The 12496-nt window shown below is 41.5% G+C and carries 10 protein-coding genes; 7 read left to right on the top strand and 3 right to left on the bottom strand.

The window, feature by feature from the left end; all coding sequences use genetic code 11:
• The first annotated feature begins 119 nt into the window (after positions 1-119).
• The 7 genes from AC6UDG_RS05620 to AC6UDG_RS05590 all read left to right on the top strand — a co-directional run bounded on the left by AC6UDG_RS05620 (position 120) and on the right by AC6UDG_RS05590 (position 7328).
• Positions 120-800, top strand: coding sequence for a WxL domain-containing protein (locus AC6UDG_RS05620; RefSeq protein WP_500694122.1), 681 nt, complete (start codon positions 120-122; stop codon positions 798-800).
• 96 nt (positions 801-896) lie between these two features.
• Entirely contained in the window at positions 897-1985 is a 1089-nt protein-coding gene (locus tag AC6UDG_RS05615; protein ID WP_500697010.1) for a DUF916 domain-containing protein, read from the top strand.
• Between the two features lie 20 nt (positions 1986-2005).
• Positions 2006-2407 carry an LPXTG cell wall anchor domain-containing protein gene (locus tag AC6UDG_RS05610; RefSeq protein ID WP_500706760.1) on the top strand — a complete coding sequence of 134 codons (402 nt, stop codon included), beginning with the start codon at positions 2006-2008 and terminating at the stop codon, positions 2405-2407.
• 46 nt (positions 2408-2453) lie between these two features.
• Entirely contained in the window at positions 2454-3383 is a 930-nt protein-coding gene (locus tag AC6UDG_RS05605) for a WxL protein host-binding domain-containing protein (protein WP_500706759.1), read from the top strand.
• A gap of 87 nt (positions 3384-3470) precedes the next feature.
• Entirely contained in the window at positions 3471-5837 is a 2367-nt protein-coding gene (locus tag AC6UDG_RS05600) for a hypothetical protein (RefSeq protein WP_500706758.1), read from the top strand.
• 191 nt (positions 5838-6028) lie between these two features.
• Positions 6029-6814: a TMEM175 family protein gene (locus AC6UDG_RS05595; protein WP_500706757.1), complete on the top strand. Its 786-nt coding sequence runs from the start codon at positions 6029-6031 to the stop codon at positions 6812-6814.
• Positions 6815-6947: 133 nt separating this feature from the next.
• On the top strand, positions 6948-7328 hold the full coding sequence (locus AC6UDG_RS05590) for a hypothetical protein (RefSeq protein ID WP_500706756.1): 381 nt from the start codon (positions 6948-6950) through the stop codon (positions 7326-7328).
• Positions 7329-7399: 71 nt separating this feature from the next.
• Here AC6UDG_RS05590 and AC6UDG_RS05585 read toward each other — a convergent pair whose 3' ends face one another.
• From AC6UDG_RS05585 to AC6UDG_RS05575, 3 genes are all read right to left on the bottom strand, one after another.
• The gene (locus AC6UDG_RS05585) at positions 7400-8986 is read right to left on the bottom strand and encodes an L-lactate permease (RefSeq protein ID WP_500706755.1); all 1587 of its coding nucleotides are present in this window, start codon (positions 8984-8986) and stop codon (positions 7400-7402) included.
• Positions 8987-9129: 143 nt separating this feature from the next.
• The gene (gene yjeM, locus AC6UDG_RS05580) at positions 9130-10614 is read right to left on the bottom strand and encodes a glutamate/gamma-aminobutyrate family transporter YjeM (protein ID WP_500706754.1); all 1485 of its coding nucleotides are present in this window, start codon (positions 10612-10614) and stop codon (positions 9130-9132) included.
• 92 nt (positions 10615-10706) lie between these two features.
• Positions 10707-12452: an ABC transporter ATP-binding protein gene (locus AC6UDG_RS05575; protein WP_500706753.1), complete on the bottom strand. Its 1746-nt coding sequence runs from the start codon at positions 12450-12452 to the stop codon at positions 10707-10709.
• Positions 12453-12496 lie beyond the last annotated feature (44 nt).

The following is a 12496-nucleotide window of genomic DNA, read 5'->3' as shown; positions in this document are numbered from 1 at the left end:
TATGGTATAATGTCTTTGTGAAAGATGTTATTAGATTGCGTGTCTGTGGTGCTTTATCACCATTACAAACATACAATTTATTAGCAATAAAATAATATATTTTTTGGAGGTAGTTTTTTATGGAAGCAAATATTGGTAAGAAATTAGTTTTAGGTGTGGCATCATTAGCAGCCGTTTTAGGTTTGTCAATGGCCATTGAGAACATTAATGTAAACGCTGCTCCTGTTCATCTTCCAGCAGACACTAGTGCAACTCCTAATGACACTACTGGTTCAGTACAAGGACAATCAAAAGCTCACGTTCAAGTAAGAACCGGATACTTAACTTTACAAGAAGTTCCAGATTTAAACTTCGGTGAAGCAGCCAACAACAGTAACCCACAATTTGGGATTCCGTTGCATGATAACCAAACCGGTAATGGTAAACCACAATTAGTTGTTGTTGATGGTCGTACCGTCAAAGATCAACCAAATGGTGCTGGTTGGACTGTTTCAGCTGCTTTAGGTCAATTCAATGATCAACCAGGTAATGGTTGGGGTGTTCAATTGAACCAAACCGCTGTTAAAAACAGTATTGGAAGTGCCGCTCAAGTAAATACTCCATTGTTGAATGCTGGCGCTGATAATTCTTCCCAAGTTCTTTCAGCTAATGCTGGTCAAGGTTTAGGAACGACTTCAGTTGACTACTCAAAGAGTACTGACGCTAGTTTGAATATGCCAGCTAACGTTACTCCAGCTGATTACAACGCACCAATTATTTGGACTCTTAACGCACAAGGCCCACAAAACCCAACTAACTAATAGTTCTCTTTACGGGTGTGTATTGTATAACCAAGAAGACAGACCACGTACGGTTTGTCTTCTTTTTAGTAAATTAGAAAATTAATTAAGTAGGACGTGATTGTAATTTTATCAAGGTTGAAGAAATTCTGGTTACCGTTTTTACTTGCCGTTGCAACCATTCTTTTGATGATTCCGATACTTGGAACCTTAAAAACAAATGCAGCCCAAGGTCCATCAATTGCGGTTAAACCGAATTACACTAAGAATCAAATTAAGCAAGATGGAGTGATCTTTGTTCAAACCAAGCCGGGTCAAACCCAACAAATTAGTTTGAGCATCGTTAATTTATCCAAGTCACCCCAGTCCTTTAGCATTGAACCAACAACTGCTTTTACTTCCGGTGGTGGTGCCATTGCGCTCAATCCGACTAATAAGTTTCCAACTGATAAAACTTTGAAGTATAAATTCAAGGATTTAGTCCAAGGAGACAAGAAGCAGACGATTAACTTAGCTCCTAATAAGGGAACCAACGTTAACTTTAACGTAAAAGCTCCTGACAAGACTTATCAAGGTGTCATCATGGGTGGACTGTACGTTAGTCCACAATTGCCACCTTCTGCAGCTAAATTAAGGGGGGTCAGCGTTAATAATAAGTTTGCTTTAGCAATGCCCGTCTATCTTCGTGACAACACTAATCAAACCATTAAACCAAAGCTTACGGCTCAAGGCATTAAACCGGGGAAGGTAGCTAGTGAACCGGTGATTTATACCAAGTTGGCAAACGAAAAGCCCACGACGGTTAGTCAAATGCATTTAAAAGACAAGATTTACCGAAAGAGTAATCCAAAGAAAGTCTTGAGTAAGGCCAACCAGAGTGGCTTAAGTATGGCGCCTAATTCCAACTTTAATTTTATGAATAATTTTGGCAAAAATGCGTTGTTACCCGGTAATTATCATTTGAGTTTGCAGGCTTCAGACATTAACGGAAACAAGTGGGATATTGAAAAAGATTTCCATATTTCAATTGCTCAGGCAGCAATTAATAATGCTAATAAAAACTGGTGGTGGATCATCCTATTGATTATCTTGTTAATCTTAATCTTGATCTTATGCTACGTTTTGTACCGTCAACACAAAAAACAAAAGGATTTGATTGCCGCACAGCAAGCAGAACTTGATAAAAGAAACGATCAATCTAAATAACTAGGTTGGGAGATGTACAAATGCGAATACAATGTTCTAAGTTTTTAAGGATGGTACTGTTAACTGGATTAACTATTTTAATAGCCGTTGGGTTAGAAGCGAATGCATCTTCGTTTGCGAAGAGTGAATCTAATTCAAATACCACAATTCGAATTGGTAGAAACGTAACCCCAGCACCCAATGGACAGGGTGGTCAACCTGAAGATATGTCTAATAAAACCCCAGGTCCCTCTGAATCAGAAGGCACTAAAATTCCGCCAACCATTGCTGTTAGTGGGGAGCAACAAGGTACGTTACCTCAAACAGGACAAATGCTTCAATGGGGCACAATGGTAGCCGGAGTGATTTTTCTCTTTATCGCTTTTCTGATTATATTAAACCGTCATTTTATTAAAAAATTAGAATTGAAGAATTCGAAATAAAATTCAAATGCGAAAACTAATTAAAATTATAATTTTAGTTGGAGTTTTGTTGATTGAACTGTTTGTGCCAATGACTTCCCAGGCCAATTCGGATGATTATCCGTCATTTTCTGCCACGCCGGTTTTGGGTGGACTTCCACTTCAAAAGGGCAAAGAGTATTTTGCGATTCAAGCTAAACCGAATCGGGAATACCAGCTCCCGCTTCTTTTGAAAAATCACGGAGACCGTCCCATTAAAATTAGGTTAACGCTGAATAATGCAACGACCACGTCGAGTGGCAGTATTTCATACGCTAATCCAAGCGTGCTTAAAAATGATCAGAATTCGGTTTCTAGACAAGTTGTTGGAAAACTTAAAAGAGAAGTGAATTTGGCTCCGGATGCAAGTAAGGTAGTCAATTACCAAATCAGGACAAATTCACGAGTTATGGGAACAGAACTTGCTGGCATCACTGCTACTGGAGTGGTTCCTTCCGTTTCAAACGAGAAGGTTAACAGTTTAGCCAGTTACGTTATTGGAGTTTCGTTAAGTGGACAGGATGGATTGAAATTAGATCGTTTAAAAATTTCAAACATTGAGAGTGGAAATTATGATGGATTAAATGCGTTTAAAGTTACGATTAAGAATAATTACCCACAGCTGATTCAACATGCGAGGGTGCGAGTCAAAGTTTTTCATAACGAAAAATTGGATACGATAAAGGAATATTCGGATGTCAGTATTGCCCCGAATACTCCTTTGGTGTGGACAATTCCCTATCAAAAATTGCAGCCTGGTAGGTATCGGATGGATGTTATGATCCATTCTGACAAGCAAACGGTTCGATTGCACAAGACGTTTACCCCACTAAAGTTATCAAACCAAGTAGAGTCATACGTACCGGTTTTAATTGCGGTATTTTTGACCATCGAAATTTGGATTATTTTTTGGATTTGTCGGATGTTCTATCACAAAAAGAAAAATAAAAAGAATTGAGAAAAAATGAGAATAAAAAGAGAAGTACTTTATAAGCTATTAATAGGAGTGGTTTGTACTGCTGTATTTATGATTTGTGGCGCAATGATGAGTGTTAGGGCGGATCCAGATAATCCGTATAACATTCCTGCACCACCAGAATCAGGTCCGTCAATGGATGAATTTATGTTTGCTGGGGTTCAACCGAATGAAAGCGTTCAAAAAAGATATCCCAACGTTCAGGTGGTAACTGATAATACTGGTGATGATCATTCTGCTCAAACCATGTGGTGGAAGAACCAAGTTGATTTACAAAAACCGTTTACAATTAAGTTTTACGTTTATATGAAAAACCCGAAAAAAGTTAAAACATTAGCTGATGGACTGACCTTTACCCTGCAAAATGACAATCCAAATGCCATCGGATCATCGGGTGAATCACTCGGTTCATATGGAAATGTCCGAACCGCTTCAAAGGCAATTGACAATGATCATGTTAATCCTAAAAAGGCATATTTGAGGACCCAATTTATTCACAATGCTTTATCGTTTGAGTTTGATCCATACTACAACGGAGATTATAGTGACCATAAATTGCCGCGAAAGATTCCGCATACGGCGTTCATTTATCCAAATGAATTCACTGGTCCATTTGACTGGCACGATAAAGATCATATTGGAATCAATCACCATGATTATAGTCAGACGCCATCTTTAACGGCTAATCAGGGAACATGGATCCCGGTGACTTACAAGTGGATGCCTAATGACTGGCAACCAGATAGTAACGCCAGGTCGGATCATGCCACCGCAACGGTTACTTATAATGATCCCAAGTCTGGTCACTCAATTGACGGAATTGATCAGCATACCACTACTGAAAATGTTCCTTTGAGCCAATTTCAAGGTGACTACGCATGGTGGGGATTTACTGGTGCAACTGGTGCGTTGAACATGGTCAGTGCCATTGCCAATACCGAAATTCCTCAGATTCCTGGGGTTAAAAAATTAGTTTGTGATTTAAGTGCACTTCAACGTGAGGGGAAGTATAAGGATATTAATCCCTACGATAGTGATACCGGTGCCGCAAATGACATGATTAAGGAAATCGATCCAAGTGAATTTAAGGACCTTGTCACTAACGCTAAGGTTGGAGACGTGATGCTTTATAAGGTCGATACCTACAACTACAAAGATAATGGTTTAGGAAATACCTGGGATAACGTTAAGGTTACGGATGACATGACCAATCTAGGGATGCGTGGTCTGGACGATAACGATCAAATCGTGGCGGAATACCCCAACGGAATTGAACCCATCGACGATGATGGGAAACCTGACTCAGTTGGATTTCGAACGATTATTACTGATCCAGATCCTAATACTAAGCAGAATACGGTAACCGCTAAGGGAAGTAACTTTACGGCACCGGATGACGGAGTGGTTAAGTCAAGTCAGGCGACCGTCGAAATGTCGAATAACCCGTACGACAACGTTAAACCACGGGTTATTTTACAAAACCAGATGTCAAATGACGGTGGTAATACTTGGACCAATAATCTGACCGACGTCAAAGACGGAAGTGAGGTTCAGTACAAGATTTCCCTTCATAACATGATTGAAGGCACGCAGTTTAAAGATGGTTCGTATTCATTTGTGGTTCCAAGTATTAAAGACATCAAGAACATTGATGTTAACGGAGAACCAATTAGTAATAGTGATTATACGGTCAGTGACACCACCGATTATGAGATTAGTGGGAAAGACTCCAACTCTAACTTTAAGAATGCTAAGAAGATTACAATTAAGAATCTTCCAGACATGAATGGTCGAGAGGTAACTAATATTACCGCTGACCTTCAACTCGGTGACAATAATCCTGATAATATGAGTTCAATCCCTGAATTGACGGGAACCGATCGCAACCAGGATTCACTTAAGTTTCAAGGACGAAAAGAGACCTATAATTTCTACAATGGATCGGTTGTTTTGAATCAACCGCAGGATTTAGACTACGGCTTTCAAAATGACTACTTCTTTAAGGATCAGTACATGCAACCGAGAAACCTCGGTAAGAAAAAGACCCCGATTGACATCAACAAAGGATACGAGATTGCTAGTTTAACCGATGATCGTCGTGTTAAGAGTCCGTACAGTGTCTGGCTCTCTCAGGAGAATACTCCTGAAAATCCGCATGAGATTGGGAGACCCGGGTCACCATTTTCACTGGCTTACTTTGCCTTAAACAGCAAGCAACCAACCATTTTGAATCCAGGAACTGGCAACGTTCAGGTTTACAACTATCCTGGGAAAAAGGAAGATGGTAAGATTACGACTCCAATTAAATGGAATGCTAATCAAGGACTTGATTTAAGGATGAACCAGAGTGGAAGTGCCGTCGGTAGTACCGGAGGATATGACGCTACGCTTAACTGGAGCATCAAGTATGGTTCAAAAGATAGTGGAACACCATAAGGACGGTCAACAGTGATTGTAGTTATGATATGTTTTGTCAAATGAAAGGCTATCAATAATTTGATAGCCTTTTTTGTTGCATGTAAATTTAAACATGACGGTAGTAAATGTGAAACGCTTTTTTGATGTGCTTAAAATCTCCATAATGGCGTGCTATAATTAGCGTAAATCTATCAAAGTGAGGAAACGTTATGGGTGAAATCAAGAAAAAAATGAAAGATCGACTTGATGCCTTCAGTGACGCCATTATTGCCATCATCATTACCGTAATGGTGTTGGAACTGCCGATTGAGAAAATGGGTGGAAACGTTGAGTATCTGGTTCTATTTCGTGCCATTGGAATTTATGCCGTTAGTTTTTGTTTTGTTGGGAACTTGTGGTACCAGCATGCACAAGTATTCAACGATACCGAAAAAGTCGCCAACAAGACGGTTGTCATGGACCTGGTGTTTCTCTTTTTCATGTCGTTAATCCCAACTTTTACAAAGCTTATGACCGACGATACATCGCAAATCACGGTGATGCTTTATGGCGCTCTTTCACTAATTTTATTGGTGGTCTTTCGCATCATTGTGTCGCAAATTGCTGAAGTCAAGTACCGAAAGCACTCCAAGCAACATGAAGTTTTCAACTATATTTTTGCCAGAAACTTTAACTATTCAATTGCGGCGTACGTCATTTTGATTATTTTGGCGTTTTTCTTTCCTAGAATTGCTTTGACTTTATTTATCATTATCCCAATTTGGTCGTTTATTGAAAACAGCCACGAGCACGGGACCTTGAACTTGGCTAATCAAGGAATGGAAGAGAGCCAGCTTAATTTAACCGAGTCGGTTAAAAATTTGACAGCTGATCAGAAAAAATCCTTAAAAGCCAAGTTAGCTTCGACGATTAAGGCGTCAAAAGGTACTGATGATGAGGAAGAAAAGCATGAGATTTGGACCCAGTTTGCCAAGTGGGCCGCTGATCAGAGGTAAAACTTAAAGCATTGCTATAAAATATTTTTAGGGATTGACATCAATGAACAAATGATGTTAGTCCCTTTTTCTTCAACATTTTTCTTTCAAAGTTAAATATATGTTAAAATTTATCTAAAGGTAGGTGTTAAATATGAAGAAAAACGCATTTACTAGTCGTATCAGTTTACTGTGGACGGCCATGGCCATGATCTTGTTTGGAACCAGTGTGGTTGAAGGCATCCAAGAGATTATCTATGGTTTTCCCATTGGTTTCATTGACTGGATTTTAATTATTTTAAGTGCCCTCTGTATCATTATTTGGGTTGTCACTTTATTTATTAAGAATCCAGCAATGGAGATTGCGGGTGAAATTACTCCAAAGCAACGTATTTGGGGTGGGATTGTGACCCTGCTTGTGTTTCTTTTGGTAATAATTGGAATTTCTCATCTTTCCGTCATGTGGACTGATTTAATCCTGATTCTAGGGTTTATTGGCTTTTTACTTAACGAAGTATGGACGTTTAAAGATTAAAAATTTTGATAATTAAATCTGAAAAAAATCCATTCCAAAATTAGTTGGGATGGATTTTTGTTTACCTATAATTATTTGAATATGAAGATGGAGATAATGAGAAAAAAGAGATAAGCGGCTGCTGGAATGGCAGTCTTCCGCATTACCGTCCCCTCTTGTCCCTTCAGTCCAACTACGCCACTCACGGAAACAATGTTGTAGACACAAATCATGTTTCCAACGGCGGCGCCGATGACCTGACCGGCGAGGATGAGAAATTTATCTAAGCCAGCGTCCATGGCGACATCAGCCTGAATTGACGAGAAAGTCAAGGTGGAGACGGTCGTGCTTCCGGTGACAAATGATCCCACTGCGCCTAAGATTGGTGCGATTGCTAACCAGACGCCATGCAGGTGAGTAGCCATAAACGATGCCAAGTAACCGGGCATGCTGTCTAGTTTGGCGCCGTTAAAATTGGTGTTAGTAAATACCTGAACCATGATTAAAGTCACAATTAAGGTCAGAAGCGTGGTCTTCATTGACTTCACCACGTCCCACGCTTCGTGTGAAAACGAACGAAATGATTCTTCACGAAGAAGGACCGTTAGTAGGGCAACAATCAAGAGGACGGTTCCCGGTGAAGCTAAAAGGAGCCAGCTCGAGTCAATTGCCTTAAAGCCAAGAATGTTGGTTAATGATAGGTTGACGTGGCTGTTTAACCAGTTATGGACCGGTTTGACGAGTTTAGGGATTACCAGTAAAACGACCACGAGGACGTATGGTAACCACGCTCTAATTAGTGAAATGTCGGTTCGGGGCTCTTTGATGGTTACTTTTTCGGATTGTTTCCATGGATTTTTCTTGATATCTTTTGGTAGTAAAATGTTGAACTTAATACTTAAGATGGCAAAGATCAACGCAATGATGGGGCTGATGACGGATGTTAATTCGTATCCCAGTAATAATTGACTGATAATGGTTGAAATCGAGTAAATTAATCCAATGGCAATGCACCATGGTGTGACCTGTAAAACTGATTTGAAGCGGTTTTTGGTGTATTGGTTGGGAAGTAAAAAGACCAGCATCACGATTAAGATTATTGGAACAAGAGTTCCACTGATTAACTCGAGGTTAGCAATCTTTAACCCGACTTTGCCCATCTCAGCGGGACTAACGGTGTTACTTAGACCAACAGTTATTGGAGTTCCTACGGCTCCAAACGAAGCAGCCGTTGAGTCGGCGACAAGGGCTAAAACGATTGAAGAGAGGGGCTTAAAGCCCAACGCAATTAACAGTGGAGCGGTGACCATGGCTGGAGCACCGAAGCCCGAGACTCCCTCAATTAGGGACCCAAACAGAAAGACAATCAGGATGGCTTGCAGGCGCATGTCGGTGGTTAAATTGGTGAAGCCAGCGTTAATCCGGTCAACTGATCCGGTGTATTCCAGTGCTCTTAGTAATAACAGTGCCCCAAGGAGAATCCAAGCAATCGTCAGACTTTTGTGGACTCCCTGAATGGCTGAGGCTGCCAGAGCTTTCATTGGCATCTTCCAAACCAATAAACTAGCTAAAATAACAAGTATTGCCGTTACACTCATTCCCTTTAAAGCTGGCATGTTTAAAAAGCCCAGCAGAATTATTGGGACTAGTATCGGAAACATTGAAACTAATAATTCCATATAATGTTTTCTCCTCTTAGTGCTTTGCGGTAAACGATGTCTTGTAACTATTATACATGAGTCACCGAGTTCAAGCTAAGGGAGATCGAACAGTTCAAACGTAAAAAGAGACGCCCCTCACCAAAGGGACGTCTCATTTTTGCTTATTTACTTAGATATTTCTTTTCGTAGTGGTGGTACAAAAGATAACCTACAATACCAAACAAGACAGGCCCAACGACCATCCAGATACTGCTTACGTAGTTGCCACTCAAAGCGGGAGCGATAATCGTAAAAATAATGGCAAAACCGACCGTTAGCATTACGACACAGACCGCTAATTTGGCGACCAGTGAATTCTTGTAGAAGACAAAGGGCTTCTTGATTTTCTGGTTGGCTTTAAAACCAATGAACGAGAAGGCAATGAACAGGTACGGAATTACCATGGCCACGTTGGTCATCTGAACCAAAATGTTGAAGAAAGCTTTGGCACTTTGTCCTCCAAACGAGATTACGAGGATGAATAAGATGACTAAGAGTCCCTGAATCACCATGGCATTGCCTGGTACGTTGTGTCGGTTGATTTTGGTAAAGAACTTCGGCCAAATTTCCTTGGGAGTACCCTCCACGATCGTCTTGATTGGCGAAATAACGAGCGTAATGAATGCCCCACTTAACGCAAGAAAAATGGAAACCCCGACGTAACGACTGACCCACATCCCGATTTGAACGGAGACGCCGTGAGGAAAATTCAGGGCGGTCCCCAGTTGATAACCAAAGTTATTCATGATGACAAAGGGGATGTTGACTAGGTTAATGTTGTGTTTTGAACCCAAGACCTGTTTCCAGTTCGTAAAAGCTCCGACCATGAAAATCCCAATCGAATAGACGACGGAAATGGTGATGGCCGAGATGGTAATTCCTTTAGGAAAAGTCTTTTCGGGAGTCTTGGTTTGATCGACGAGGCCCCCAATGGTTTCTAGTCCACCGTAGGCAAAGATTGCGTATACGATAAATCCGAGGACGTTAATTAATGAATCGTATTGCGGATTGGGTGATACTAAGACGGCTTTCCAGGAGAGCGGCTGAAAGGTATGTCCGTTAATTAAAAGGATGATGGCTCCACCAACAATGAGGATCACGTTGGTCAGCATGGCAGCGAACCCACCGATGGAAGTGACCTTCTGAATTTGACTGATTCCACGTGTAGCAATGAACGTAATCACGATCATCAAAAGGACGGCTAAAAGGCCGATGGTTTCAACGCTTGAAAGCCCAAAGAGGTGAGCATCTGACGTTTTATCAACGCCGAAGATTGCATTTGAAAGTGGGACCCAGATGGCGGAACTGGTGTTGACCATCCAGATGATGGCGGAAGCATACCACATGGAGATTCCCGTGAAGGCGAATTTAGGGTTAACTGATTCGCTCATCCAGGTGTAGATGCCACCGTGCTTTTCTGAAAAAGCCGCACCAAACTCCGCAATCATGAACGCAAACGGGATGAAGAAGCAGAGCGCTGCCAGGATGTACCAGATGATTGAGGCATACCCCATTAGGTAGAACGCTCTGGAAATGTTCGCTGATCCGAAGACGGATGTAAAGATCATTAAGACTAACGCAAATAATGATAACTTTTTATTGTCCATCAAATGTAACCTCCAATTTCTTAAATAATTCTTAAAGTATAACAGGAAAATCCTGATTTGTGACACAAAAAAAGAATTCATTGCTGAATTCCTTATTTTTTGAATTGAATTTTAACGTATTCGCGATACTTGGGCAAAGTCTTGATTAACTCTTCGTGAGTCCCGTGTCCACTGATTTCACCATGGTCAACAAAGTAAATGTCGTCTGAATCAACGATGGTACTTAAGCGATGAGCAATAATGAGGGTAGTACGACCCTTCATGAGTTGATGAAGCGCTTTTTGAACCATGGCCTCTGATTGTGAATCAAGACTGGCCGTGGCTTCGTCAAGCATCAAGATTTTTGGATCTCGCAAAAAGGCCCGAGCGATCGCGAGTCGTTGCCTTTGGCCACCACTGACCTTGATTCCTCGTTCACCAACTTGAGTGGAAAGTCCGTCGGGCATCTCTTTCACAAAGCCCTCCGCGTACGCTAGGCTTAGGACGTGCCAGAGTTGGTCATCGGTAAACTGCTCGTCTAGTCCATAGGTCAAATTATGGCGAATCGTCCCCGCCATGATGGCTGAATCCTGACTAACCAGTCCGATTTGATGCCGCCAGTTGGAGAGGTTAATGTCCTCGATGTTTTCCTTGCCAATTGTAAGGGTGCCAGACGTTGGTTGGTAGTAACGTTCAATCAAACTGAAGATGGTTGATTTTCCACTTCCAGAAGGTCCAACGAAGGCCGTAGTTTGATTGGGCTTGGCGGCGACGTTGACTTTTTTTAAGACCGGTTCATCGGGGTCGTAGGCAAAACTAACGTCATTGAGGCGCAACGTTTTACCGCCAATATCATCCGAGAAGCCTGACGCAAAGTCTTCTTCGGGTTCAATGAGGAGTTCTCGGACGTGTTCAGTAGAACCATTGGCTTTAGAGAGGTCAGTGACAAAACGACCCAGCATGCTAACGGGACCAATGATTTGAAACAGGTACATTAGAAAGGCAAACATGGTTCCGATGGTCATAGCTCCAATGGCAACCCGATGAGCGCCATATGCCAAGATTCCAACAATCATAGCCATCATGACCGTGTTCAGAATTGGTCCCGCAATGGAGTCATAGACCGACTCTTTGAGGCCGATTCGATACAGATTGTGAATCAAGTTAGAACCAGCGTTGGTTTCGTACGGTTCGGCATTTGATGATTTAACTAAGCGAATTTCGTTTAAAGTTTCCTGCGCCTTTCCGCTGAAATCAGCCATTTGGTCCTGACGCGATTTCCCAATCTGACTCGACTTGTGAATGATTGGTCGCATCACGGTCATGACGATGGGAATGGCAATAAACATGATTAAGGCCATTCGCCAATCCATGATGAGCATGATGATTAAAGCCCCTATTAGTTGAAAGATCGACGTAATCGTGTTGGGAAATGAAACTGACAGTAAGTCTTTAATCTGATCTGTGTCACTCACGAGCCGCGAGGTCATTTTTCCGGTCTTCACGCTATCAAAATAGTGAACGTTTAACTTCACCATTTTCTCCCATAGTAGTTCTCGAAGGTTAGCCACTACGTCTTCACCGAAGAACCCCAGGAGCGTTCCTGAGCCCGCGTTAATTAGGGCACTCAAGACAAATAAAATAACCATAGCAAAAATCAGGACTAGACTCACGCCCTTGGCGAAGTCGTTCACCATGACCTGGGCAATCTTTGGGACCGTTAGTTGGGCTCCGGTAGCGATTAGTCCCAGGATCAGTCCGACCATTAGTTGCCAGTAGTGGGGTTTAGTTTGTCGAATTAAATGGAAGAATCCCCGAAAGTTAAAGGATCCGTTATTTTTTTGGTTTTTCTTTTTCACGTTATCACTCCTTAAATCGTAACTACTATCCTATCACAAATCGA

This window comes from Fructilactobacillus sp. X2R1C1, assembly GCF_059901435.1.
Note: the sequence above shows the minus strand (reverse complement) of the source record. Positions and strands in the feature narration are given on the sequence as shown.

Coding starts and splice junctions, on each gene's coding strand:
- AC6UDG_RS05585 (WP_500706755.1), bottom strand. CDS start 8,986: ATGGAATTATTAGTTTCAATGTTTCCGATACTAGTCCCAATAATTCTG.
- AC6UDG_RS05590 (WP_500706756.1), top strand. CDS start 6,948: ATGAAGAAAAACGCATTTACTAGTCGTATCAGTTTACTGTGGACGGCC.
- AC6UDG_RS05620 (WP_500694122.1), top strand. CDS start 120: ATGGAAGCAAATATTGGTAAGAAATTAGTTTTAGGTGTGGCATCATTA.
- AC6UDG_RS05610 (WP_500706760.1), top strand. CDS start 2,006: ATGCGAATACAATGTTCTAAGTTTTTAAGGATGGTACTGTTAACTGGA.
- AC6UDG_RS05595 (WP_500706757.1), top strand. CDS start 6,029: ATGGGTGAAATCAAGAAAAAAATGAAAGATCGACTTGATGCCTTCAGT.
- yjeM (WP_500706754.1), bottom strand. CDS start 10,614: ATGGACAATAAAAAGTTATCATTATTTGCGTTAGTCTTAATGATCTTT.
- AC6UDG_RS05600 (WP_500706758.1), top strand. CDS start 3,471: ATGAGTGTTAGGGCGGATCCAGATAATCCGTATAACATTCCTGCACCA.